This window comes from Sphingobium sp. JS3065 (assembly GCF_026427355.1).
Classification (GTDB): domain Bacteria; phylum Pseudomonadota; class Alphaproteobacteria; order Sphingomonadales; family Sphingomonadaceae; genus Sphingobium.
In genome coordinates this window covers 487146-511913 of the sequence record NZ_CP102665.1, presented here as the reverse complement: position 1 = coordinate 511913, position 24768 = coordinate 487146, and the positions used below count along the sequence as shown (strand labels likewise).

Here is a 24768-nt window from a genome sequence, read left to right as displayed (position 1 = left end):
AGCTTCTCCGGGACGATGATTTTAGGCGATGCCCGGCGATGGGGGAACATCTGTGACGGAGGATTTTTCCGATGACAGTGTGGAATAAATTGCATGAGAGGAGAGCGCCAAATCCTCCCCATCGCAGATGGGGAGGGGGACCGATCGCGCAGCGATTGGTGGAGGGGAAATGCGCAACGCCCGCCCATTTCCCTCCGCCAGCTAAATACTGAACGCGAAATGCCCGGCGCCTTTTTGCAGCCGCCGCCAATTCTCCGCATTCATATGGATGAGCGTGTGATGGTCGCCGCCCTCGAACCAAACATCCCGGTCCATCAGCATGTCGTCGTCGATGATCGTCTTCAGCCCATAGGCGGCACCGACAGGCGGGATCGCGCCCAGTTCGCAATCGGGGAAGAGCGCCGCCGTCGTATGTTCCTCCGCCAGCGTCACCTCCCGCGCCAGCCATTGCTGGAGGAAGTTGAAGCTCACATGTTTGGAGGAGGGCAGGACGGCCAGCATATATTCGTCGCCCGCCTGCACCAGCACCGCCTTTGCAACCTGGCTTCCGGGCACATGGGCCGCCTGCGCCGCCCGCGCCATTTCGCTGGAATGTTCGTGCGGCCATTCGTCGAATCGCGTGCCGCAACGGTCCATATAACCGCGCAATCTTTGGGAAATCGCCATGACATCCTCCATCGGCCCAAATGCCGGGGCGGCGCGGTCAGCCGGGCGTCATGCGCGATGGTCTGGCCAACGCCATCCAATGGACAAGGAATAGCAGATTCCGTCCCGACAACCAATCGCCGATGCGGGTGGCCATTCGTCCTGGATGCCGCGGACAGAGGAAGTGCCGGTCGCCCTGACCGGTTTGGGCGGGGAGCGGACGTTCCAAATCCCTCTCCCTTGAGGGAGAGGGTTGCGCAGACTTGGCAGCTTGCTGCCTTAGTCGTAGCTGGGTGAGGGGGTTGCGATCCACAGGATCGCGCGGGCCGCAGGCCCGCTCCCCCTCATCCAACTCCGCCTAGGCTCCTTCGTCACCAAGGCTTGGTATCCTTCTCCCTCAAGGGAGAAGGAATGTCTTGGACTGGCCATTCCCCGCATTCCGAATCCGCGCCCTAAAGCAGTTCGACCGCCATCGCCGTCGCTTCGCCGCCGCCGATGCAGAGGCTGGCGACACCGCGTTTCAGCCCGCGATTTTCCAGCGCCGCGACCAGGGTCGCCACGATGCGCGCGCCCGAAGCGCCGATGGGATGGCCCAGCGCCGTCGCGCCGCCATTGACGTTCAGCTTTTCCGCCGGGATGCCCAGTTCCTTCGCGGCGATCATGGCGACGACGGCGAAGGCTTCGTTGATCTCGAACAGGTCGACATCCTCCACCGACCAGCCTGCCTTCGCCAGCAGCTTGCGCATGGCGGGCACGGGCGCGGTGGTGAACTTGGCCGGTTCATGGGCATGGGCGGCGGTCGCGACGACCTTCGCCACCATCTTCAATCCCAGCTTTTCCGCGACGCTGCGCCGGGTCATGACCAGCGCGGCCGCGCCGTCGGAGATGGAGGAGGAATTGGCGGCGGTGATGGTGCCGTCCTTCGCGAAGGCGGGTTTGAGCGAAGGAATCTTCTCAGGCTTGGCCTTGCCGGGCTGTTCGTCGGTGTCGATCACCATGTCGCCGCCGCGTCCGGAGACGGTGACGGGCGCGATCTCCCGCTTGAACGCCCCGCTGGCGATGGCGGCGTTGGCGCGGTCCAGCGAGCGGATGGCATATTCGTCCTGGTCGGCGCGGGTGAACTGATAGTCGCGCACCGCCTCTTCGGCGAAGACGCCCATCGCCTTGCCGGGTTCATAGGCGTCCTCCAGCCCGTCCATCATCATCGTGTCGACGATGCGGTCATGGCCGATGCGCGCGCCGGAACGGTGCTTGGGCAGGGCATAGGGCGCGTTGGTCATGCTTTCCATGCCGCCCGCCAGCACGATGTCGGCCGTGCCAGCGCTCAACGCTTCATAGGCCATGATCGCGGCCTGCATGCCCGATCCGCACATCTTGTTGACGGTGGTCGCTTCGGTGTTGAGGCCAAGTCCCGCGCCCAGCGCCGCCTGCCGCGCGGGCGCCTGCCCCAGCCCGGCGGGCAGGACGCAGCCCATATAGACGCGGTCGATCGCATCCGCCGCCACACCGGCGCGCTCGACCGCCGCCTTGACCGCCGCCGCGCCGAGTTCCGTCGCCTTCAGCGGCGATAGCGCGCCCTGAAAACCGCCCATCGGCGTGCGGGCATAGCTGGCGATGATGATCGGATCGTCCTGCATGTTTCTTCTCCAAATCCTTCTCGCCGAATAACGGCCGGCGCAAAACTTCTTCGTACATTATGCACTTGCGAGTGCAGTTGGGGTCGATGCCGCTTTTTTCAAGGCCGGGGATCAAGCCCCTTGGTCAGGATGTCGACCAGCATCACCGCGATGCTGTCGACCGGCAGCGGGCCTTCGGGGTCATGCCACCGGGCGGGCCAGTTGAGCGCCCCCGCCAGGGTGAAGGCGGCCAGCTTCACGTCCACCGGGGCGATGGAGCCCTCGTCGATGGCTTCCTGGATCATGGTCCGCAGCGCGGCGTCGATTTCCCGCTTGAGCTGGCGATAGCGCGGCAGGCTTTCGGGCGACAGCGCCTCCACCCCGGTGCGGATCACGCAACGGCCGAAATCCTCCATGTTGACTTCGGCGTAGCGGCGCAGGAACCGGGTCAGCCGATGGCGGCCGTCGCCGGGTTCCCGCCGCGCTTCCTCCGCCGCTTCCAGCAATTGATGCAGGCCGATGGTGATGCATTCCAGCAGCACCTGATCCTTGTTGGCGAGATAGTGGTAGATGGTCCGCTTCGATATGCCGAGGGTGGCGGCGACATCGTCCAGCGACGTCGCGTGAAAGCCGCGTTCGTTGAACATCCGCACCGCCGCCCGCAGCACGGCGTCCCGCTTGGCGGCGCGTTCCGCCTCCTTCTGGGCGGGGGTCCGAAACGGTGAAACAGACTGCATCTATGACCCTTTTCCCTTGGCGATAGTCCGTTGACAGGAAACCGTGGAAGACGAAATACACTCATGAGTGCATGATGCACTAGAGAGTTTCACAATTCTGTCGGGAGAGTATGGAATGGACTTCAGGGGACTTGCCGCCATCGTCACGGGCGGCGCATCCGGCCTTGGCGGAGCCACGGCGGAGCGGCTGGCCAGGGGCGGGGCGAAGGTAACGATCTTCGACCTCAACGCCGATCTGGGCGAGGCGCATGCGAAGGCGATCGGCGGTCATTTCATCAAGGTCGACGTGACCAACGAAGCCGCCGTCGACGCCGCGCTGGATGAGGCGGAGGCGCTGAACGGCAAGGCCCGCATCCTGGTCAACTGCGCGGGCATCGGCCCGCCCGCCAAGGTGATCGGCCGCGATGGCAAGGCGATCCCGCTGGGCGATTTCTCGAAGATCGTGACCATCAACCTGATCGGCAGCTTCAACGTCCTGTCGAAATTCGCGGCCCGCCTGCACGATGCCGAACCGGTCGGCGGTGAAGAGCGCGGCGTCATCGTCAACACGGCCAGCGTCGCCGCCTTCGACGGACAGATCGGCCAGGCCGCCTATGCCGCATCGAAGGGCGGGGTGGTCGGCATGACCTTGCCCATCGCCCGCGAATTCGCCCGCTACGGCATCCGCGTGATGACCATCGCGCCGGGCCTGTTCCTGACGCCGCTGCTGGCGTCCCTGCCGCAGGAGGCGCAGGATTCGCTGGGCAGGCAGGTGCCTTTCCCCAGCCGCCTCGGCCACCCCGACGAATATGCGCTGATGGTCGAGCAGATCGTCGCCAATCCGATGCTGAATGGCGAAGTCATCCGCCTGGACGGCGCGATCCGCATGGCGCCGAAATGAGCGTGGCCCACATCGGCGCCGGGCCGGATCGGACGGCGGAAATCGCGGCGAAGGTGGAAGCCTTCGTCCGCGAGGTGGTCGTGCCTATGAACGCGATCCCCGCCGCGACCATCACGACTGCCCGACCGAGGTCCATAAATGGAGCCTGGCCAAGAAGATCAAGCGCGACCGGCGCAAGAGCCAGGGGGAGTAGCGACATGAGCGTGGATGCATCCGTCAACGCCGGGACGACCGCCGTCCGCTAAGCCTATCGTTTCGACGAAGCCGCCCTGGCCCGCTGGATGGAGGCGCATGCCGCCGGACATCGTGGCGGGGCTGGGCGGGGCGGATCTTGCCGCGCTGGGCATCCCCAGCGAGGAGGAATATCGCGCCGCCTATTGCCGCAATGCGGGGCATCCACCGATTTCGGAAGCGGATTACGCCTTCTGCATCGCCTTCAACTTCTTCCGGCTGGCGGCGATCTTCCACGGCATCAAGGGGCGGGTGATCCGGGGCACGGCGGCCTCCGCCCATGCGGAGGACAGCGTGGCGAGCATGCCGCGCCTGATCGCCCTGGCGGTCGAAAGCATGGAGGCCTGCCGCTGAACGACGCGCCGGTCGGCTGAAAGGGTCAGCGGCAAAGCGTCCTGGGATCGACCGGCGAATGCGGTTTGGGGATCGCTTCGACGTCGATCCTGCGCTGGCGGGCGGCGCGGTCCATCAGCAACTGGTTTCCCGCCCAGGGATCGGCACCCGCATAAGCCGGATCGCGCTGCGCCTGCGGCAGGCTCACATAGCGCGCCCCCGCCGCGTCGAGCCGGGCGAGCACATCGGGCAGCGTATCCGCGCCCCAGGCGCTCAAATGAGTCAGCAGCACCTGAGGGATCATGCGGCCATAGACGGCATGCGAAAGCGCCTTCATCCTGACTATGCCGTCATCGACCCCCTTCAGATATTGCGCCTTCATGGCCGCGACCGCCGCCCTGTCGCCGGTGCGGAGGCAGCGCGCATAGGCGTCACTATAGGCCCAGTCGTCGAAGCTGACGCTGGCTTCGGCGATCCGGTATCCCCGCTCCTTCAGGAAGGCGATGGCGCTGTCATGCTGCGCCTTGTCCCGCCCCGCCGCCATGTTGGGGAAGCGGAAGTAACGCCAGTCCGCGCCTTCCATCCGGCGGGCAATCTCTTCCTCGCCGGTCACGACATCGGCCTCCCATGCCTGAAGGGAGGGCGCGCGGTTGAGGTTCATATGGCTGTAGGAATGATTGCCGAGCGAATAGCCCGCGCGCCGCCAGCGATCCAGCACCGCCGCGCCGTCCCTGTCCCGCCGCAATTTGCCGACATTGACGAGGCCATGGGCGTCCGGCACCCGATGCCGCTTCAGCGTGCGGAGATAAAGATCGGCGATGGCCAGGCGGGTCATGCCAGGGGGCAAATCCCCGTTGCCCGACAGGTCGTCCACAGTGATCGCGATGTCGAAGGGTTGCCGGTCATGCGAATAATCAGCGGGATCGCGTGGTGCCGCGAGCAGCATCATGCCAGCCATCGTCCCCATGAAAGCCCCGCCAATCCCCAACAACCGCATATTTCGACTTTTACGAGAGAGACGCAACCAACGGTCCTTGATGGTCAAAATCATCGATAGTTCCAGGAAAAGTAAAAACTATTCTTCGGGCTATTATCCATATATTTCCCGATTTGCATTATTTATAGTAATTAATCCCAAATCATTGTTATTTCATCATAAAAAACGATGAACATTGCATATTATGCGATGTGACGATTGCGGACACTGAAGAAACCGAAAAATTTTCTGGTACGAAAATCCCATCGGACAAAGGAATCAAAGATTCCGTCGATCTTCATACATTGGGGACAAAAATGCGTGGTCGCGTGCTGCTTTACATGATGAAGACGGCTCATCTCCTTCGCGATGACAGGGAAGAAATAATGGAACCACTTGGATCGCGGCGGCATGATTTGCGGACGGTCCGGGCATGATTAAGCAATATCGCACGGATATTGACGGACTGCGGACCGTTGCGGTCATTCCGGTCGTCATCTTTCATCTGGGCACCAGTCTTTTTTCCGGCGGGTTCGTCGGCGTCGACGTGTTCTTCGTAATCTCCGGCTTTCTCATCACGCAAACGCTTCTGGGCGAACAGGGCGCGTGGCGCGACGCGCTGTTCGATTTCTACAAGCGGCGCATCAAGCGCATCTTCCCCGCGCTGTTCGCCCTCTATCTGGTCGTGATGCTCGCCGCCTGCGGGCTGTTGATGTCGGATCAGGCGACGGAGGTGTCCCGGTCGATCATCGCTTCCATCTTCTTCGTCTCGAACATGCTGTTCTACGGCCAGAGCGGCTATTTCGACGGCGAACTGGACAGCAACCCGCTGCTGCACACCTGGTCGCTATCGGTGGAGGAGCAATTCTACATCTTCTTCCCGCTATTGATCTTCTTCACCCGCAGTTGGTCGGCTACGCACCGGCGGCAACTGATCTGGGCGCTGACGCTGGCCAGCTTCGTCGCGGCGCAATGGATGGTGTCGCGCAATGCCAGCGCCGCTTTCTACCTCATTCCCTTCCGCACCTGGGAACTGTCCCTGGGGTCGCTGCTGGCGATGGGCGCGATCCCGGCTCCGCGCCGCCAGTGGCAGGCGGAAATCGGGGTCGCGGCGGGACTTGCGCTCATCGCCTGGTCGGTCTTCTTCTACAACAAGGCGACCACTTTCCCCGGCGCGTCGGCGCTTGTCCCCTGTCTTGGCGCGGGCCTCGTCCTGCTCTGCGGGCAGCGGGGAACGACCTGGGGCGGACGCCTGCTTTCGCTGCCGCCGATGCGCTTCATCGGCCTCATATCCTATTCGCTCTACCTCTGGCACTGGCCGATCATCGTCTTCTATCGCCAGATCGACAGCCGCCTGGACAATGTGGAGCGGCTGGCGCTGCTGGCCGCGGCCATAGTGGCGGCCACGCTTTCCTGGGCCTTCGTGGAAAAGCCGTTCCGCCGGTCGAGCCGCCTGACCTCCCGAGCCGTGGTGGCGCGGGGCACGGCCGCCATGGCGGCCTGCGGCGCGGGCGTGTTGTCGCTCGCCCTGCTCAGCAATAGCCTCTACCCCATATCCGCGCAGGCGCGCGACGTCCTCGCCTATGGCGAGCGGACGGGGCGGACGGAAATGATGCGGACCGGCTCCTGCTTCCTGACGACCCAGAACCGCCTGTCGGACTATTCGGTCGAAAAATGCCTGACGGCCCCGCATGACAAGCCCCGCCTTCTCATCATCGGGGACAGCCATGCCGCCCATCTCTATTATGGCCTGAACCATGCCTTGCCGAACATGCATGTGCTCCAGGCGACGGCGGCGGGGTGCAAACCCCTGATCCACAGTCGCGGGGATGCGCGCTGCCTGGCCCTCATGCAACGGGTGTTTTCCGAATATCTGCCCCGGTTGCGGCCGGACATGGTCGTGCTGTCGGCCCGCTGGCTGGACAAGGACGTTCCCGATGTCGAACAGACCGTCCGGCTGATCCGGCAGGCGGCGCCGCACGTCATCGTGTCCGGGCCGATAGTGGAATATGACCAGGCGCTGCCCCGGTTGCTGGCCAAGCATATCGACCAGGCCGAACCGCTGTCCATCCACCGGAACGGCCAGGTGGCGGTGGTCGACCAGCAACTCGCCACGGCGATGAAGCAGGCTAATATCCCCTATTTCTCGACCTATCGCAGCCTTTGCGCGTCCGATTGCCGCCTGTGGGTGAAATCCGGCGTCCCCGTCCAGTTCGATTATGGCCACTTGACGCAACAGGGGTCGATCTTCATCGCGGACCTGATGGCCCGCGACATCCGCCCTCAGCTCGCCGCCATGCCGAAAGCGGCGGATATGGCGGGACTATAGGGCATGGATTTAGTCGAGCGGATAAACATACCAATCATTCGAAACAAGCGAAGATAATCCTGCCTTTCTGTCCATCGATTTCCTGACCAACAGTTTGAACTTTCTACCCTTGTCGAGAAAATGGTGGCATGGCGGGTGACGCCGCGACATAAGGAGGCATGGCCAATGGACCCGCCCCCTCCGATGCCCCGTTGGTGACCGAAGCGGCGGGAGGGACGCGGCGCACCCGCTTCGAGGACAAGAAGCAAAGGATATTGGATGTCGCGACGGTCCTGCTCAATGAGCGGGGCGTGACGGGCATGACCTTTCAGGAGGTCGCCCAGGCCATTTCGCTCAAGACGACGAGCGTCATCTACTATTTCCGATACAAGGAACTGCTGGCCGCCGCGGTGCTGGAGGACAGCATAGCGCGGCTCCACGCCATGGTGCGGGAAGCGGACGCCGAACCGACCCCGCAAGCGCGCGTCGAGAAATATCTGGCCCTCTTCTTCGACCATGCGGCCCGATCCCTGCGGAAGGAAATACGCCCGCTGGCGAACTTTTCGGAAATCCGGGCGCTGGACGAGGAATATCGCCTGCCCCTGATCGCCCAATATCAGGCATTGTTCCGGGATGTCCGCGGATTCTTCGGGGCGAGCGACGATCCGGAGCGGAATGCGTGCTGACGGCGCGGGCGCAGCTTCTCAACGAATCCCTGTTCTGGGCGACCTTCTGGCTGCCCCATTATGCTTTCGGGGATTTCGACAGCGTCCGCCACCGCATGTTCGACATTTTGCGGGAGGGCATCGGCGCAAAAGACCTGGAAGCGGCGGCCATCCCCCTCACGCTGGAGGAGGCGCTCGACGCGGCGCCGCTTCAATCGCCCTTCATGCGGATCGCGACCAGGCTCATCAACGAACATGGCTATAAGGGCGCGTCTGTCGACCGCATCATGCGCGAGATGAACCTGACGAAGGGCAGCTTCTACCATCATAATGAGGCGAAGGACGATCTCATCCTGGAATGTTTCCGGGAAAGCTACCGCCGCCTGACCCGCCTTCAGAGGGCCGTGGACGCGAGAGGGGGGACGCGATGGCAACGGCTGGAAAATGCGATTGCGTCCGTCCTCGTCCTCCAGTTCGCGAGCGACCATCCGCTCCTGCGGTCGACCGCGTTGCAGGCCATGCCGGCTGCGCTACGGGCCGAGGCGCTCGAACTCAGCAACCGGGAGGCTCTCTGGCTGGGGGCGCTCTCCTGGACGGCATGCGGGAGGGGTCCGTGCGCCTGATCGACCCTGCGATTGCCGGGCATATCATCATGTCGACCATCAATTCGGCCTATGACGTGCGCGGCTGGGCCGCCGACCAGCCGCTCGAACTGGCGGTGTCGCGCTTTGCCGGGCTTCTGACAAAGGGCATATTTGATGAGAACAGGCGCTATCCTATTCCTCCCCATCGATAGATGGAGAGGGGGACCAGCCAAAGGCTGGAGGGGAAACACGCAGGTCGTGCCATTTCCCACCACCCAGTTTCGCTCGGTCCCCTCCCCACGCTACGCGCCGGTATGAATGAATCGCGGCAAATGCTCATTCCGGGACATTCCGAATTCGCCGCCCGCGCCCAGGACATGCGCATTTTCAACCCATGATCGCACCCTCCATCTCTCACTAAAACAGGGTTAAGCATGTGTTGACGGCCGCCTGTATAAGGCGTCTTCTAAGTCCTTGATCATAATCGCTTTGTGAACGATCCTGTCCAATGATAGAAACAAACGCTGTTTTCGATGCAAAAGGCTGTCGATGGACAAGAAACTGGTGAGCGAACGAAGCGCTGAACAAAAGGCGCTGGTGGCAAGGTGGAGCATCGCCGCCGAAGCTATGGAGGCGCTGGCGGGCGCGCGGTCGCTGGAGGCGGTGACCCATGTGCTGCGCGCCTTCGCCCGCCGCGCCGTGGGGGCGGACGGCATAACGGTCGTCCTGCGAGACGAGGACCATTGCCATTATATCGCCGAGGATTCGATGGAGCCGCTCTGGGCGGGCCAGCGCTTTCCGGCCGCCAGTTGCGTGTCGGGCTGGGCCATGGAAAACCATCAGACGGCCGTCATCCCGGATGTCTTCGACGATCCGCGCGTGCCGGTAGAGGCGTATCGCACCACCTTCGTCCGCTCCATGCTGATGGTGCCCATCGGCCGGATCAATCCCATCGCCGCCGTCGGCGCCTATTGGTCCGAATTCGGCCAGCCCACCGACAATGAGATCGGCCTGCTGGAGGCGCTGGCCCGCGCCGCCTCCACCGCGCTGGAAAATGGCCGGCTCTTCGCCTCGCTGGAGGCGCTGAACGGCCAGCTCGAACATCGCGTCCGGGAACGCACCACGGAACTGGAGCGGTCGCAGGACAGCCTGCGCCAGGTCCAGAAGCTGGACATGCTGGGCCAGTTGACCGGCCATGTCGCCCATGATTTCAACAATCTGCTGATGCCTATCGTCGGGGGGCTGGACCTGATCCTGTCGGGAAAGCGGACGCCCGAATCCATCGAACGGCACGCGACCATCGCCATGCAGGCGGCGGAAAGCGCCCAGACGCTGGTCCAACGGCTGCTGACGTTCGCCCGCCGCCAGCCGCTGGCGGTCAAGGCGGTGGATCTGTCCGATCTGCTCGGCGGGATGCAGGCGCTGCTGGCCAGCACTTTAGGACCGCGGATCGCGCTGTCCGTCGATCTCCAGCCGATGCTGCCCCCGGTGCGCGCAGACGCCCATCAACTGGAGGTCGCGCTCCTCAACCTTGCCGTCAACAGCCGCGACGCCATGTCCGGCGGCGGCGCGCTCGGCATAGCGGCGGAAGCCCGGCAAAGCCGTCTGCCCGCCACGCTGCCGCCCGGCCAATATGTCTGCCTCACCGTCACCGACAGCGGCACCGGCATGGCTCCGGCAGTCAGGGCGGCGGCGATGGAGCCATTCTTCACGACCAAGCCGTCCGGTCACGGCACGGGGCTGGGCCTGTCCATGGTCCATGGCCTTGCCGGTCAGTTGGGCGGCATGGTGGAAATCGACAGCGCCGTGGGCAGGGGCACCAGCATCCGGCTCTGGCTCCCGGTCGAAAGCGCTCCCAGCGCGAAGGTCGATCCGCCGCCCGTGGAAATGGGCGGCGCGGCGCGTTCGGGCAAGGTGCTGCTGGTGGACGACAACGACCTGGTCCGCAACAGCACCCGCGAAATGCTGATGGACATGGGCTATGAGGTGGTCGACACCGACCGCGCCGAAAGCGCCCTGGAGATGATCGAGTCCGGCGGCCGGCCCGATATCCTGATCACCGACCACATCATGCCGGGCATGACCGGGGTGGAACTGGCGCTGCGGCTGCGCGCCGACCATCCGGACATCGCCCTGCTGATCATATCGGGCTATGAAGGGGTCGACCTGATCGCGCCGGACATCACGCGCCTGTCGAAGCCATTCCGGCACAATCATCTTCAGGCGTGCATCGCTGCCGCGCGCGCTCAGGTGGTTGAAGCAGGCCCTGTTTCCGGGAGCATTCCGCCCCCTCATGGAAACAGCCCGCGCAGATGATTGGCCGCGCCGACGCGGCTTAACGCCTCGATCATGGCGGCGGTGCGCAGGTCGACCTTCTCCGCCTGGGCGCGGCGCTGCGTGCGGGCGAGCGCGTCGGTCAATATGTCGCGCATGCGCATGTTGATCTCCTCCAGCGGCCAGGTCAGGTTCTGAAGCCCCTGAACCCATTCGAAATAGGACACGATGACGCCGCCCGCATTGGCGAGGATGTCGGGCAGCACGATGATGCCGCGCGCCTGCAGCATGTCGTCGGCCTCCAGCGTCGTCGGCCCATTGGCGCCCTCCGCCACGATCCGGCAATCGATCCGCGCGCTATTTTCCGCGGTGATCTGGTTCTGCAAGGCGCATGGCGCCAATATGTCGCAGCGCAGTTCCAGCAGGTCGCGGCTGGGAATGATCTCGCCATAGGGGCAACCGAACAGTTGCTTGTGCTGGCGCACATGGTCCTTCAGCCGGTCGATCGGCAGGCCCTTGGGATTGTGCAGCGCCACGCTGACATCGCTGATGCCGATGATCTTCGCTCCGGCTTCGGCCAGGAAGGTGGCGGTGTGCATGCCGACATTGCCGAACCCCTGCACCACGGCGGTCGCGCCGTTGAGGTCAAGACCGATCTGGCGGCAGGTTTCGCTCACCAGATAGGCAAGGCCCCGCCCGGTCGCCTCATGCCGGCCCAGCGATCCGCCCAGCACGACCGGCTTACCCGTCACCACTGACGGCACGGAATAGCCGACATGCTCGCTATAGGTGTCCATGATCCAGGCCATGACCTGCGCGTCGGTTCCCATGTCGGGCGCGGGAATATCCTTGTCGGGGCCGATCATGCCGATGAATTCCGACGTATAGCGGCGGGTAAGCCGTTCCAGCTCGTCCTTGCTGAGCGCGGCGGGATCGACCCTTACCCCGCCCTTGGCCCCGCCGAAGGGCAGTTTCGCCAGGGCACATTTCCAGGTCATCCACATGGAGAGAGCGGCGACCTCCCCCAGGCTGACGTCGGGATGATAGCGCAGCCCGCCCTTGGTCGGACCCATGGTCAGCAGATGCTGCACCCGATAGGCGAAGACGGTCTCGACCTGATCGATGCCGTCGCGCTTGAAGGGCAGGGCGGCGATCTGCGTCCGTTCGGGGAAGAGCAGGCGTTGCCGGATATTGGGGTCCAGCCCGGCGATATGGGCGGCCTTCAGAAATTGCTGCTGCGCCAGGTGGAGCATGGCCGAAGACCATTCCGCCCCCCGCGCATGGGTGCGTTCCATGGCATAATGGATCGACCGGATCAGCGTCGCGCTGTTGATGCCGTCCTTCAGCAGGTAATCCTCCGCCCCGCCTTCCACCGCCTTGCTGGCCAGGCCCACATCGTCCATCGCGCTCTGGACGATGACGGGGATGCGCAGGTCATGCGCCCGGACGCGGTAGAAGGTGTCGAGCGCCGTGCTGTCAGGCAGCATCAGGTCCAGCAGGACGACGTCGATCCCGCCCACCGCCAGCCGTTCCAGCGCCTGTTCCAGCGTGCCCGCCAGCACGGTTTCGAACACCGGATTGTCGGACCGGCTCAGCAGCTTCTGGATCAGCCGCGAATAGACCGGATTATCCTCCACCAGCAGGACGGCGATGCGTTTTTGCGTCATGGCGTTTCACCCCATTTCACGATTTTTGCGTGTTTTTGGTCTCATCCGGATTGCGGTCGCCCACCCGCGCCATCAATTCGGTCAGCAGGCCCTCGACTTCGAAGCGCAGCAGGGTCCAGCCGTCCTCGACATCGCGGAAATTGCCGTCCGCGCCCATCTCCTCCAGGCGGAAGGCGGCTGCCCCCGCCTCCGACGCGGCGAAGATATGCGCCGATCCCTTCAGGCTGTGCGCGGTGCGCCGAAGCTCCCGCGCGTCCCTGCGGTCGATGGCGGCGCGGACCTGCCGCATCATCTCCGGACATTCGTCGATGAAGACGCCCGCCAGTTCGATCAGCAGGCCCTCGTCCCCATCGGCATTCTGAAGCGCCCTGGTCCAATCAAGAAGCGTGCTCATGGCCTGGACCCTTCCTCGCTATGGGGCTTCGCCGCGCTGGCGAACCGCCCCTCCACAACCTCGTAGAAATCCTCCGCCCGCAGTGGTTTGGAGATATAGTCGTCCATCCCCGCCGCCAGGCATCGTTCGCGGTCGCCGCGCATCGCATGCGCCGTCATGGCGATGATGGGCATATGTTTCCCCTGGCCGCGTTCCCGTTCGCGAATGGCGGCGGTTGCCTGGAAACCGTCCATTTCCGGCATCTGCACATCCATCAGCACCACGTCGAAACGGTCCTGGGCCAGCGCCTCCACCGCCTGCGCGCCGTCGCCGACGATCTTCACGCGATGCCCGCGCTTTTCCAGCAGGCGCAGCGCCAGACGCTGGTTGACGGCATTGTCCTCCGCCACCAGCACATGGAGCGACGGCCGGTCGTCCGGCACGGGTTCGGGCAGGGCGGTTTCTTCCCGCACCGTCACCTTCAGCACGGCAAAAATGGCCTCCAGCAATTCGGACTGGCGCACCGGCTTCAGCAGGAAGGCGGCGATGCCGGTCGCCCAGTTGCGCCGGGCCACCTCGTCCTTCCGCGCGGAGGAGAGCATGATCACCGCCGGACGCTGGGCTTCGCCGCTCCGCGCCATTTCCTTCGCGACGGCAAATCCGTCCATGTCCGGCATCATCATGTCCAGCAGCACCAGCCGCAGCGGACGGCCGATCCCTGCCGCGTTGCGCAGCGCGGCCAGCGCCTTGGGGCCGCTCTCGACCGCCAGCGGCTTCATGCCCCAGCCGCGGATCATCTCTTCCAATATGCGGCGGTTGGTGGCGTTGTCGTCGACGATCAGCACGGGCAGGCCATGCAGCGACGGCTGTTCGGCGGGCAGGCGGGCCGGTTCGCCCTGCGCCAGGGCGAAGGGAATGGTGAAATGAAAGACGCTGCCCCGGCCGACCGCGCTGTCCAGTTCCAGCCGCCCGCCCATGAGCTGAACCAGTTGCGATGCGATGGTGAGGCCAAGGCCGGTGCCGCCGAAACGGCGGGTGAAGGAAGTGTCCGCCTGGGAAAAAGCCTCGAAGATCAGTTGCCGCTTGTCCGCCGCTATGCCGGGGCCGGTGTCGCTGACCGCGAAGCGCAGCCGGATCTGCGGCTGCTCCATCCACTGGATCGCGACATCCATGACCACTTCACCCCGTTCGGTGAAGCGCAACGCATTGCCGACCAGGTTGATGATCACCTGCCGCAGCCGGTGGGGGTCGCCCTCCAGCGCGTCCGGCACGTCCAGCGCGACATGACAGGCCAGTTCGATCCCCTTTTCGGTCGCGCGCCCGGCAAAGGCCTGCAACGTGTCGGCCAGTTCGTCGCGCAGGCTGAAGGCCACATGCTCCAGTTCCAGCCGCCCCGCCTCGATCTTCGAAAAGTCGAGGATGTCGTTGATCAGATGCAGCAGCGCGTCCGCCGATTGCGTGATCATGGTCAGATATTCGCGCTGGGACGCATTCAGCCTTGTGTCGTTCAACAGTTCCGCCGCGCCGATCACGCCGTTCATGGGGGTGCGGATCTCATGACTCATATTGGCCAGGAACTGGCTCTTGGCGCGGGTGGCTTCCTCCGCCCGGTTCTTGGCGGCGCGCAATTCGGTCTCGGATTCCTCCAACTGGATCGTCCGTTCTTCCAGCCGCATGTTGACGCCGCGCAGTTCCGCCGTGCGCTGCGCCACCACCTGTTCGGTGCGCGCCCGCTGGTTGGCGAGCGAGACGAGGTAGATGAAGAGGATCAGGGTGACGGCCAGGCCGCCCGCCAGCGCGATGGTGGGCGTGGTCGCGCCCCGCTTGTCGCCATAGGCGTCGGTCGCGGCGGTGTAGATGGTGAAGACGCTGTTGCCGATAACCAGCGAACTGGAATGGAACAGGTCCGAATCCATGGCCGGACCGGCGCCGGGCCGCCGCTTCGCCTTGCTGCCGGGCGCCATGATCGACAGCAGCACCCGCTGCGCCGCCGGGGCCGAGGAATCCAGCAGGTAAAGGTCGACGCCCTTCCTGGGCATCAGGTCGATCGCGCCCTGGATCACGTCGCCGATCCGTAGCACGGCGACGACGAACCCTTTGAGATGCTTGCGGCGCTGATCCACGGCGATCTGCTCCCCGCCGTCATAGACGGGGGCGAACAGGGCGATGCGGGGCGTGCCGTCATCCATCCGCGGCAGGCGGATATGGGCGGCGGCGTTGATCTCTCCGCTGTCGCGGGCGGCCAGCATCGCCCCACGCGCGAACGGGTCCGATCCCCAGTCGAAACCCAGTGTCTCCGGCGCGCCGCCCGTGGCCGATTCCGCATAGACGATCGGGAAATAGCTGCCGCGCCGATCCGCCCCGACGGCCGCGCCATGGGCATCGACCTGGGTGAACCGGAAAGCCGCGCCCTTTTCCTCCCAGTCCCGGCGCTCTCCGCCGGGGACATAGGGCGCCCATTGCACGGAATCGAGGCTGGACAGCCCGGTCAGATACACTTTTGCAAACGCCTTGAACTCTTCCGGGGAGACATCCTGCGACGCCTGATAATAGCCCAGCAGGGCGCGGATCACGCTGGTTTCCGAGAAGAATTGCCGCTTGATGCCTTCTGCGCGTTGCTCGGCCTCCAGGCTGAATTCGGTTTCGGTCGACCGGCTTTGGCCCAGGACAAGCCATTGCCAGACGCCCAGCGTCAGCAGCAGGCTGACGATCCCGACGATCAGGGCGAACCCATATTTGACGCCGCCCTTCAGCCAGTTTCGGGGTCCGTTCGCCGTCGAGAGAGGGGGGGCGGGGGAAAGGGGCGGGGGTTTGTTCATGACTGGCCGCCCCGTGCTGGAACGGGTTGCCATTCGCGGGCCTGGCGCTGCGCCTCGGCGATCTGCGCCGGGGTCATGCCGCGCGACAGGCGGTTCATATTCTGGCTCGCCTTGGCGCGCAGCTTCGACTCGCGGGCGTTGGCCTGGCCCAGGGCGAACCATTTATAGGCGGCCACGGAATCGCGGGCCACGCCCTGACCCGCGCCATAGATGATTCCGAGCTGCACCTGCGCCGCGGCATTGCCCTGGGACGCGGCGCGTTCGAACCAATAGACCGCCTTCAGCGGGCTCCTGCTGACGCCCCGGCCTATCGTGTAGAGGACCGCCAGGGTGAATTGCGCGCCGATATGCCCCTGTTCGGCGGCCCTGGTATACCATCGCGCCGCCTCCACCAGATCCTGCTCGACGCCGAATTCCCGCAGATAGATTTCGCCCAGATGGAACTGGGCGTCCGCCACCCCCAGCGCCGCGGCCCGGCGGAACCATTTCATCGCTTGCCTGTAATCCCGGCCTGCGCCCTGGCCCCGCAGGTACATGCGGCCAAGGCTGTTCTGCGCACGCGGATCGCCGCCATCCGCCAGCGACTGGTACAGGCGCATGGCATTGGCATAGTCGCCGCGCCGATAGGCGGCGGCGGCGTCCTCGAACGGTCCCGCCGGGCATGGAAAAGGGAAGAGAAGCAGGCAGCAGAACAGCGCCCAGCGCGGACAAGGGAAAGGCGCAGCGGCAAGCGCGCGCGCGCGCCGCCTTTCGAGGCCCCATTCTCTGCTCCGGCGCCACATATGACACCTCTCCGGCCCCCCATGCCGGATCGAGTCCGGCATGGACGGGCGAAGTGCATGTTAACCTAGATGGAGGCGGAAGGCTTGCCGTTTTGCAGGAATATGGTTCGACTTGAACAGGGCAAGCCCGGTCGAACGGCCCTAAACCGTATAATGCGCGCTCGTCCTGGCGGCGATTTCCTCCGCCGTCACGCCCGGAGCGCATTCGATGAGCTTGAACGGACTGTCATGGTCGGGCCGCTGGAACACGGCCAGGTCGGTAATGATCATGTCGACCACATTCCTGCCCGTCAGCGGCAAAGTGCAGGCGGGGATGAACTTGGGGCTGCCATCCTTGCTCGTATGTTCCATGACGACGATGATCTTCTTGACGCCCGCGACCAGGTCCATCGCGCCGCCCATGCCCTTGATCATCTTGCCGGGGATCATCCAGTTGGCGATGTCGCCATTTTCCGACACTTCCATCGCGCCCAGCACGGTCAGGTCGATATGCCCGCCCCGGATCATCGCGAAGCTGTCCGCGCTGGAGAAATAGACCGACTGCGGCAATTCGCTGATCGTCTGCTTGCCCGCGTTGATCAGGTCGGCGTCCTCCTCGCCCTCATAGGGGAAGGGGCCGATGCCCAGCATGCCGTTCTCGGACTGGAGCGTCACCTCCACCCCCGCGGGAATATGGTTCGCCACCAGCGTCGGAATGCCGATGCCCAGATTCACGTAGAAACCGTCCTGCAACTCCTTCGCCGCCCGCGCAGCCATTTCATCACGGCTCCAGCCTTTGGTTTTCTGGCCTTTGGTTTCCTGGCCTTTGGTTTCCTGGGCCATCATGCGGTCTCCCTCTGGCGAACGGTGCGGAATTCGATCTTCTTGTCATAGGGCGCGCCGACAATCATGCGCTTCACATAGATGCCCGGCAGATGGATCGCGTCGGGATCGAGGCTGCCGGTCGGCACCACTTCCTCGACTTCGGCCACGCAGATCTTCGCCGCCGTCGCCATGGGCTGGTTGAAGTTGCGCGCCGTCTTGCGGAAGATCAGGTTGCCGCTCTCATCGGCCTTCCACCCCTTGATGATCGCCACATCGGCAAAAATGCCGCGTTCCAGGATATAATCCTGCCCGTCGAAATTCTTGACCTCCTTGCCCTCGGCCACGGCGGTCCCGACGCCCGTCTTGGTATAGAAGCCCGGAATCCCCGCGCCGCCAGCCCGGCACCGCTCGGCCAGCGTGCCCTGGGGGCAGAACTCCACTTCCAGTTCACCCGCCAGATATTGCCGCTCGAACTCCTTGTTCTCGCCGACATAGCTGGAGATCATCTTCTTCACCTGCCGCGTGCGCAGCAGCTTGCCCAGCCCCTCGCCGTCGATCCCGGCATTGTTGGAGGCGATGGTCAAATCCCTGACCCCCGAATCCCGGATCGCGTCGATCAACCGCTCCGGAATTCCGCACAGCCCGAAACCGCCCGCGCACAGATGCATCCCGTCGAAGAGCAATCCCTCCAACGCACTTGCGGCATCCGAATATAGCTTTTTGACCATCAGCTCGCCTCTCCTTGGAAACGCCACTCTGGCGGAAGGAATTTATCATTTCTAATGATTTGTTTTTTGCTCTAATCAAAATGAATGTCTATCAATCGCATCGGCCTCTTCCATCTGGAGACCCTGCTCTGGATCGACCGGCTCGGCACTTTCGCCGCCGCGGCGGAGCGGCTGAACACCACGCAGCCCGCCATTTCCGCGCGCGTGCGGGAGTTGGAGGGCCATCTGGGCGCCCGCCTGTTCCGCCGAGAGGGCCGGACCATGTCGTTCACCGCCGCCGGACGCCAGCTTGTCCGCGATTGCGGGCCGCTCTGGAGCGATCTGCAAAGCATGTTGCTGCGTTGCGGCGGGTTGGAGGAAGCGACCGGCGTGGTCCGCGTCGGGGCCGGGGAAATTGCCGCCGCCAGTTGCCTGCCTGCCTTCGTCGCCCAATTGAAGGCGGATATGCCGCATGTCAGCCTGGAACTGGAAATCGACCTGACCGCCAATCTGATCCAGCAATTGCTGGTCGGCCGCACCGACATCGCGTTCGCGGCCGGGCCGCTGGCGCACCCTTCGCTCCAGTCGAGTCCGATCGGGGCGGTGCGCCTGGCCTGGCTGGCCAGCCCCGCCGTCGCGGCTTCTTTCCATGGCGATGCGCTGGACCGCACGATCCCGATATGGTCGCTGGCCAGCCATTCGCCGATCTACGGGCGCATGCGCGACGCCATCGCCGCTTCGCGGATCGCGCATCAGTCGCTCAACCTGTGCAACAACGCCCGGATGATGATCGACATCGCCAAGGCGGGCGGCGGCATCGGCATTTTTCCAGAACCCATGGCCCGCGACGACCTGACGAGCGGCGCGCTGGTCGAACTGGAGGGGATGCCGCCCCTCGCGCCCATCGATTTCCACGTGGCGAAGCGGATTTCCGACACCGATCCGGTGATCCATGCGATATTCGTCCGGGCCAGCGCGCTCCGCCTGGGGCCGGATGGCGCGGCCTGACGGCGCACCTCATTCCGCGCCGATGGCCTGATTGGGATCTATCGTCCTTATGACGCTCGTTGCAGCGGGGCTATCGGACGAGACGGCGGCGGGCGCGGCAGGGACGGCCGGTCCAATCGAAACCTCCCGGTCGACATAGACCTCGAACGGCGTGCCCGCAGGCAATTTGACGTCCTTCCCCCGGATGATCACCGCCAGCGGCAGGAAGACGATGCCCGCGCCCACCGCGCCCAGCGTGCCGGATTTGCCCTGCGCGTTGCGCTGACCCCGCACCGGCACGTCGATCCCGCCCAGCTTGATCGCGCTAACCTTGATATCCAGCTTGCCGGACCGGCCCAACAGGCCATTGTCCCTGACCCGGCTGACCGTACCCGTCGCAGGACTGCCCGCCGGGATGAGCGTCACGCCGCCGATCGTCACCGGCTTGGCCACCGCCAGTTCGACCGCATCGCCGACCCGCGCCGATTTGGAGGAAAGCGCCTGCCGCGTCTCCAGTTGGATGGCCATGCCCTCCGGCAGGATCATCTGCTGGGCGAAGGCCGGACCGGCGGTCGCCGCGAGCAGCAGAGAGATTGCTGGAGTCCAGCGCATGGGCAAAGACGCATGAATCATCGGGCGATCCTCCACCAGATGCGGTTAAGGTCGAGCGAGAGTTTACGCTTCCCCGGCCGGGGCATCAAGGAACGAGTCCGCCTTCCGCATCGCGCCGCATGCACGGGCGGTCAGCCGCCAGCCGTCGCCTTCTGCCGCAATGGCTTGAAATTGTGCTCCAACGGCCCCGTCATGCCCAGGACAGCGAGTTCGCCTTCCATCAGCAGCCGGGCGGCCTGTTTCCGCTGCACCTTGCCGCTGGTCGTGCGGGGAATCGCGCTGGCGGGCACCATCACCAGATCGGTGATGCCCAGTTCCAGCCGTTCCATGGCGATGGCGCGCAGTTTCCCGGCGGTTTCCCGCAAAGTCTCGACGGAGAGGTTCCGGGCCTCGTCCCGCTTCAATTCCGCGATCAGGGCGATGTGCTGCACGCCGTCGACCTCCATCTCCACGGCGGCGGCGCTGGCCTGTTCCACGGTCCCGGAAATTTCCGACCAGATATGCTCGACATCGCTCGGCGCGTAATTGCGGCCGCGCACGATGATGACGTCCTTCAGGCGGCTGACGATGAAAAAGCCGTCCGCCGTGGAAAAGCCGAGATCGCCCGTGCGCAGAAACGGCCCGCCCTCATCCAGCCGCCCACCGAAGGTCTCCTCGGTCGCCGCCGCATTGTTCAGATAGCCGGCCGCGATATGCGGACCCCGCAGCCAGATTTCGCCCACCGCGCCGTCGGGCAGCGGCTCGCCCGTACCGGGATCGACGATCCGCGCCTCTCCGCCAGCCATGGCGGGACCGCAGCAGGCCAGGTCGATACCCTCGGCGCTTTCCTCCGCCCGCCCGGCGGCCAGGGCGCGGCTGTCATAGGTCCGCACCATCGGCTCGCTTTGCGGCGGCACGGCGATGGTCACCAGCGTCGATTCCGCCAGCCCATAGCAGGGCAGGAAGGCCCGTCTGTCGAATCCGGCATCGGCGAAACATTCGGCGAAACGGTCCATCGTGCTGGGCCGCACCCTCTCCGCGCCGTTGAAGGCGACCCGCCAGCTCGACAGGTCCAGTTCCGGCATGCCCCGGCGCGTGGCATGATCGACGCACAGGTCATAGCCGAAATTCGGCCCGCCGCTGGTATGCGCGCGATAACGGGTGATGAGTTGCAGCCAGGACATCGGCTTGTTGATGAACGCGGCGGGCGAGGTGATCACGCAGGTCGACCCCAGAAACAGCGGCTGCAATATGTTACCGAACAGCCCCTGATCATGATAATGCGGCACCCAGCCGACGAAATGGGAATCCTGGCTGTGGCAGAAGGCGGCCTTGATCATCGTCTCGTTGGCGATGATGTTGCCATGGGTGATCATCACCCCCTTGGGGTTCGATGTGGTGCCGGACGTGTATTGGAGCACGGCCAACCGGTCCGCTTCCAGCCGCAGCGGCGTGAAGGGATGGGATTCCCCGGCCAGACCGGAAAATTCCAGATAGCTGACGGCGCCGGGAAGCGTGGCCGACAGTTCCTGCCCGAACTGCCCGGCCATGCTGTCGTCCAGCATGACGCAATCGGGCCTGATATCCCCCAGCATGTTCAGGATGTTCTGAAGCCTCGCCCGCCGCCGCCCGACCGGCGCCAGCGGAACCGCGATGCCCCCCACCGCCAGACAGGCCAGCAGCGCGAGCGCGAAATCGGTCCCTGCCGAGAATAACAGGGCGATCTGCCGCCCGGCCAGCCCCCGCGCCGACAGCGCGCCCGCAAGCTGCCTCACCCTGGCGGCCACCTGCGCATAGGTAAGGCTGTCCTGCGGCCCTTCGCCCACGTCGAATATCAGGGCGGGCCGATCCGGAACGCCGTTTTCATGGTCAAGGACGATGTCGATTATCGATCGACTAAAGTCTATCTGCATTGGTTGCGAACCCGACGATCTATATTATTCTGCGGCGAAGGCGATCCGGAGCAGTCCGATCTTCCGCATGCGGAAACCGGCGGCCGACATGCGCAGATAGCGGGAATATTTCTCGACCGGATGGACAGCCGGATCGACCACGCCGCTCCGCACCGCGCCGCGCAGCTTGTTGCTCCACATCTCGCAGGTGCGCGCATAGTCCAGCCCGTCGTCGCGCAGCCTTTCGATGCGGAACAGCCCCTTGGACGCGATCACGATATCCTCCAGCGTCGGCAATTCCGCCGCCGGGAATATCTCGTTCGAAATGAAGGGATTGGCGTCCTCCGGCGACATCTTGCCATAGGCGATGGTCTGCAACGACAACCGCCCCTTGCCCGCCGTCCAGTCGCGGCATGCCTGGAAGAATTCGCGATACACGCCCCGGCGCTCGTCCACGCTCTGCTGCGGATGGGCGAAATGCTCGAACGCGCCGACGGAGATGATCGCGTCGAACGGCCTGTCGGGGCGATAGTCGTGCCAGTTGGAAAGGACCGCGCCGATGCCCGGATCGCCCAACTGCTCGATATAGGCGAGTTGTTCCTCGCTCAGCGTCAGTCCGACGCATTCGGCGACGCCATAGCTGTTGCGCAGGTTGCGCATCATGCCGCCCCAGCCGCAGCCGACGTCCAATATCCTCATGCCCTCGGCCGCGCCGACCGACTCCGCATGATAGGCTAGCTTGCGCCGCTGCGCCTCTTCCAGCGGCGCGTCCTTGGGCAGCCCGTCCCACATGGCGCTGGAATAGGTCATGGTCGGGTCCAGCCACGCCGAATAGAAATCGTTGCCGACGTCATAATGGTGGCGGATGGCGGCGGCCGAGCCGCCATATTCGATCAGTTCGTCCTGCATCATCGCGCTGCCGATCCCTCTGCCTGGGCCGCCGCCATGTCCGCGACCGCTTCGGCGATGCCCGCCGCCGCGTCGCGGATCGCCTCCGCCTCGAACAGCAGTTCCAGCGGCAGTTCGTCGGGCAGGTTGAGCCAATTCTCCAGTTCCACCATCAGCGAGATCGCCTTGGCGGAATCGATGCCGAAACTGTCGAACGGCGCATCGGCGGAAATGGCGGCAGGCGCCACATTCACCATTTCAGCGATACGCGCGACGATCCAGCTTTCAATCTCTTCCGCCGGTGCCTGTCGAATAGAATCGGAATTCATCAATGTCCCCCTGCAGCCTGTCGGGTTGTCCCGAATCCGCTATAATAAACGTCTGTCCGCCCAGCGGCGGACGGTTGTGCGCTGGAACCGATCTCCGGCTGGGCGGCGATCTTTTGCAGTTCCGGATTGTCGCGGGCCATCCGGGCCGCCGCGACATGCGCGCTTTCCTCCCCCGGCAGAAGGTCGTCGACGGTGACGTGCGACGGCCTGGGCAGGCCCCACATCTGCCGCATTTCGTCCAGCGCCGCCTGCGACACCTCCACCTCATAGGCGACAGCCTCGCCCTGGCCATAGTCCATGGCGGAGCCGAGCAGCGTCAGCTTCCAGCCGACGCCATAGCAGAAGCTGAGCATGCGCACGTCGGTAAAGCCGACGCAACGGTCGATCCCGGCCTCCAGGGCCAGTTCCAGCGGCGCGATCATGCACGCGGCCTTCCGCCGCAGATTGTGGCGCCGCATGCCCCGTTCGACGCAAAAGCCCCGGCTTAATTCCCAGGTGCGCCCGTCGTCGATGGGGCGGATGCCCGCCGGCAGGACGTGCGAAAAATGGTCGAGCAGCATCGAGCAATCGTCAGTGGGCCGGAAACGCAGCCCCATGACGACCCGATTCTCGGTCGAAAAGCCTATGATGTTGCTCGCGCGCGCATCATCATATTCGTCATATTCCAACCCGTCACTGACCCGGAGATCCCAGCCCAGCTGGTTGACGAACACCTCCGCGCGGGCTTGGTGCAAATCTCTGATCTCGTCCTGGTAAAGTGCGGAATTGTTCTTCGAAATCAGATGTATCAAATCCGTTCGTCTCCCGCATGCAACGGTTCGGCCGTTAGCATATTATTAAGGGGAGGTCATCGGAAAGTTGCGGCGCGCAATCGATCGGCGCGGCAAAAAATCCAATCGGCCAAGGGCGTTCAGGCGCGCTGCTTGCCCTGGGCGCGCTGGATATGCACCTTCACGGCCTGAACCGACCGCTCCAGCGCGTCTGCAATGTCCAGATCGCACCAACCCTCCCGCCGCCGGTCCAGGCAGAAAAGCTCTGTTTCGGTGAGGGAAGGGGCGGTCGCGTCGTCCCGCGCATCCAGCAGGGCGATGCCCCGGCACAGGTACAGCGTGGCCATGGCGTGCAGGTTCGCGCGCTCCTCCCGGCTTTCCAGCATGCTCAGCAGCCGGATTTCGACCTCATAGTGCTTCTCGTCCCAACCGATGATGGAAAAGCACAGCCGGGGCAGGATTTCCGGCTGCGCGACCGGCCCGGACCAGCCGGTTTCGCCGAAGAGGAAGCGCCGGCTGTCGCCCTCGACCGCGTAACAGGCATGGCTGGCGGCCTGAAGGCCCAGTGCCTGGCTGAAGCGTGTCACCAGCTTGTCGATGGTAAGCGTGGCGTCGACGCCCGCGATGAAATCGGCGGCGGTGGTCGAACTTCCGGCGCGAAGCTGTGTGCTGGGGATATATTCGCTCATGGTTCCTCACGCGGCATCATTCTGCCGTCATGCCGCGTGAGGTCTTAAAACGGGGTTAAGCAGATGCTCCGGCGACCCGTCTTTCCTCGGTCTGGCCGGGGCGAAGCTGCTCCGTTCCGGAGCCGGTACCACCAAGCGTTTAACCAGCAGTTTACCAAACGCCCCTACATAGGGCGCATCAACAAAAATAACGGGTTTCGTGGGTGATGATTAGTTTAGGT

The 24768-nt window shown here is 64.4% G+C and carries 24 protein-coding genes and 1 pseudogene; 9 read left to right on the top strand and 16 right to left on the bottom strand.

Translation table 11 applies throughout. The annotated features are described in order from the left end of the window. Nucleotides 1–201: 201 nt before the first annotated feature. The 3 genes from NUH86_RS19675 to NUH86_RS19665 form a co-directional block, all read right to left on the bottom strand. Complete coding sequence (locus tag NUH86_RS19675; RefSeq protein ID WP_267252207.1) at nucleotides 202–666, bottom strand: aminoacyl-tRNA deacylase; 465 nt, start codon at nucleotides 664–666, stop codon at nucleotides 202–204. 431 nt (nucleotides 667–1097) lie between these two features. Then, nucleotides 1098–2282 carry an acetyl-CoA C-acyltransferase gene (locus tag NUH86_RS19670; protein WP_267252206.1) on the bottom strand — a complete coding sequence of 395 codons (1185 nt, stop codon included), beginning with the start codon at nucleotides 2280–2282 and terminating at the stop codon, nucleotides 1098–1100. Between the two features lie 98 nt (nucleotides 2283–2380). Further along, nucleotides 2381–2998, bottom strand: a complete 618-nt coding sequence (locus tag NUH86_RS19665; protein ID WP_267252994.1) for a TetR/AcrR family transcriptional regulator — start codon at nucleotides 2996–2998, stop codon at nucleotides 2381–2383. 115 nt (nucleotides 2999–3113) lie between these two features. On the opposite strand from NUH86_RS19665, the gene NUH86_RS19660 reads away from it, so the two are divergent. The 3 genes and pseudogenes from NUH86_RS19660 to NUH86_RS19650 form a co-directional block, all read left to right on the top strand. After that, on the top strand, nucleotides 3114–3878 hold the full coding sequence (locus NUH86_RS19660; protein WP_267252993.1) for an SDR family NAD(P)-dependent oxidoreductase: 765 nt from the start codon (nucleotides 3114–3116) through the stop codon (nucleotides 3876–3878). Beyond that, the gene (locus NUH86_RS19655) at nucleotides 3875–4123 is read left to right on the top strand and encodes a hypothetical protein (protein ID WP_267252992.1); all 249 of its coding nucleotides are present in this window, start codon (nucleotides 3875–3877) and stop codon (nucleotides 4121–4123) included. Before NUH86_RS19660 ends, NUH86_RS19655 begins: the two co-directional genes overlap by 4 nt. A 43-nt stretch (nucleotides 4124–4166) precedes the next feature. Then, nucleotides 4167–4463, top strand: a pseudogene (locus NUH86_RS19650) (phosphotransferase family protein); the annotation flags it as partial. 25 nt (nucleotides 4464–4488) lie between these two features. Here NUH86_RS19650 and NUH86_RS19645 read toward each other — a convergent pair. Continuing rightward, nucleotides 4489–5409: a polysaccharide deacetylase family protein gene (locus NUH86_RS19645; protein ID WP_267252991.1), complete on the bottom strand. Its 921-nt coding sequence runs from the start codon at nucleotides 5407–5409 to the stop codon at nucleotides 4489–4491. Nucleotides 5410–5851: 442 nt separating this feature from the next. Between NUH86_RS19645 and NUH86_RS19640 the strand changes: the two genes are divergently transcribed. The 5 genes from NUH86_RS19640 to NUH86_RS19620 all read left to right on the top strand — a co-directional run bounded on the left by NUH86_RS19640 (nucleotide 5852) and on the right by NUH86_RS19620 (nucleotide 11291). Beyond that, nucleotides 5852–7747, top strand: coding sequence for an acyltransferase family protein (locus NUH86_RS19640; RefSeq protein ID WP_267252990.1), 1896 nt, complete (start codon nucleotides 5852–5854; stop codon nucleotides 7745–7747). A gap of 158 nt (nucleotides 7748–7905) precedes the next feature. Then, entirely contained in the window at nucleotides 7906–8412 is a 507-nt protein-coding gene (locus NUH86_RS19635) for a TetR/AcrR family transcriptional regulator (RefSeq protein ID WP_267252989.1), read from the top strand. Next, on the top strand, nucleotides 8406–9014 hold the full coding sequence (locus tag NUH86_RS19630; protein WP_267252988.1) for a TetR/AcrR family transcriptional regulator: 609 nt from the start codon (nucleotides 8406–8408) through the stop codon (nucleotides 9012–9014). Before NUH86_RS19635 ends, NUH86_RS19630 begins: the two co-directional genes overlap by 7 nt. Next, a complete protein-coding gene (locus NUH86_RS19625) occupies nucleotides 9005–9187 on the top strand; it encodes a hypothetical protein (RefSeq protein ID WP_267252987.1) in 183 nt (60 codons plus the stop codon). Before NUH86_RS19630 ends, NUH86_RS19625 begins: the two co-directional genes overlap by 10 nt. Nucleotides 9188–9524: 337 nt before the next feature. Next, nucleotides 9525–11291, top strand: a complete 1767-nt coding sequence (locus NUH86_RS19620) for an ATP-binding protein (RefSeq protein WP_267252986.1) — start codon at nucleotides 9525–9527, stop codon at nucleotides 11289–11291. On the opposite strand, the gene NUH86_RS19615 is transcribed toward NUH86_RS19620, so the two are convergent. From NUH86_RS19615 to NUH86_RS19590, 6 genes are all read right to left on the bottom strand, one after another. After that, a complete protein-coding gene (locus tag NUH86_RS19615) occupies nucleotides 11267–12916 on the bottom strand; it encodes a Glu/Leu/Phe/Val dehydrogenase dimerization domain-containing protein (protein ID WP_267252985.1) in 1650 nt (549 codons plus the stop codon). The genes NUH86_RS19620 and NUH86_RS19615 overlap by 25 nt on opposite strands. Nucleotides 12917–12932: 16 nt before the next feature. After that, on the bottom strand, nucleotides 12933–13310 hold the full coding sequence (locus NUH86_RS19610) for an Hpt domain-containing protein (RefSeq protein WP_267252984.1): 378 nt from the start codon (nucleotides 13308–13310) through the stop codon (nucleotides 12933–12935). Continuing rightward, nucleotides 13307–16108 carry a response regulator gene (locus tag NUH86_RS19605; protein ID WP_267252983.1) on the bottom strand — a complete coding sequence of 934 codons (2802 nt, stop codon included), beginning with the start codon at nucleotides 16106–16108 and terminating at the stop codon, nucleotides 13307–13309. Before NUH86_RS19605 ends, NUH86_RS19610 begins: the two co-directional genes overlap by 4 nt. Beyond that, nucleotides 16105–16890 carry a tetratricopeptide repeat protein gene (locus NUH86_RS19600; protein ID WP_267252982.1) on the bottom strand — a complete coding sequence of 262 codons (786 nt, stop codon included), beginning with the start codon at nucleotides 16888–16890 and terminating at the stop codon, nucleotides 16105–16107. Before NUH86_RS19600 ends, NUH86_RS19605 begins: the two co-directional genes overlap by 4 nt. Before the next feature lie 141 nt (nucleotides 16891–17031). After that, the gene (locus NUH86_RS19595) at nucleotides 17032–17712 is read right to left on the bottom strand and encodes a CoA transferase subunit B (RefSeq protein ID WP_267253009.1); all 681 of its coding nucleotides are present in this window, start codon (nucleotides 17710–17712) and stop codon (nucleotides 17032–17034) included. Next, complete coding sequence (locus NUH86_RS19590; protein ID WP_267252981.1) at nucleotides 17712–18422, bottom strand: CoA transferase subunit A; 711 nt, start codon at nucleotides 18420–18422, stop codon at nucleotides 17712–17714. The genes NUH86_RS19595 and NUH86_RS19590 overlap by 1 nt, the downstream gene beginning before the upstream one ends. A gap of 84 nt (nucleotides 18423–18506) precedes the next feature. Between NUH86_RS19590 and NUH86_RS19585 the strand changes: the two genes are divergently transcribed. Further along, on the top strand, nucleotides 18507–19409 hold the full coding sequence (locus NUH86_RS19585; protein ID WP_267252980.1) for a LysR family transcriptional regulator: 903 nt from the start codon (nucleotides 18507–18509) through the stop codon (nucleotides 19407–19409). 9 nt (nucleotides 19410–19418) lie between these two features. Here NUH86_RS19585 and NUH86_RS19580 read toward each other — a convergent pair whose 3' ends face one another. The 6 genes from NUH86_RS19580 to NUH86_RS19555 all read right to left on the bottom strand — a co-directional run bounded on the left by NUH86_RS19580 (nucleotide 19419) and on the right by NUH86_RS19555 (nucleotide 24547). Then, on the bottom strand, nucleotides 19419–20000 hold the full coding sequence (locus tag NUH86_RS19580; protein ID WP_267252979.1) for a hypothetical protein: 582 nt from the start codon (nucleotides 19998–20000) through the stop codon (nucleotides 19419–19421). Nucleotides 20001–20131: 131 nt separating this feature from the next. Further along, on the bottom strand, nucleotides 20132–21892 hold the full coding sequence (locus tag NUH86_RS19575) for a fatty acyl-AMP ligase (RefSeq protein WP_267252978.1): 1761 nt from the start codon (nucleotides 21890–21892) through the stop codon (nucleotides 20132–20134). 24 nt (nucleotides 21893–21916) lie between these two features. Next, a complete protein-coding gene (locus NUH86_RS19570) occupies nucleotides 21917–22783 on the bottom strand; it encodes an SAM-dependent methyltransferase (protein WP_267252977.1) in 867 nt (288 codons plus the stop codon). After that, nucleotides 22780–23088 (bottom strand): acyl carrier protein, encoded by a 309-nt coding sequence (locus tag NUH86_RS19565; RefSeq protein ID WP_267252976.1) that lies wholly within the window; start codon nucleotides 23086–23088, stop codon nucleotides 22780–22782. The genes NUH86_RS19570 and NUH86_RS19565 overlap by 4 nt, the downstream gene beginning before the upstream one ends. Then, nucleotides 23088–23879, bottom strand: coding sequence for an acyl-homoserine-lactone synthase (locus NUH86_RS19560; RefSeq protein ID WP_267252975.1), 792 nt, complete (start codon nucleotides 23877–23879; stop codon nucleotides 23088–23090). Before NUH86_RS19560 ends, NUH86_RS19565 begins: the two co-directional genes overlap by 1 nt. A gap of 119 nt (nucleotides 23880–23998) precedes the next feature. Then, nucleotides 23999–24547 carry a hypothetical protein gene (locus NUH86_RS19555; protein WP_267252974.1) on the bottom strand — a complete coding sequence of 183 codons (549 nt, stop codon included), beginning with the start codon at nucleotides 24545–24547 and terminating at the stop codon, nucleotides 23999–24001. Nucleotides 24548–24768: the final 221 nt, after the last annotated feature.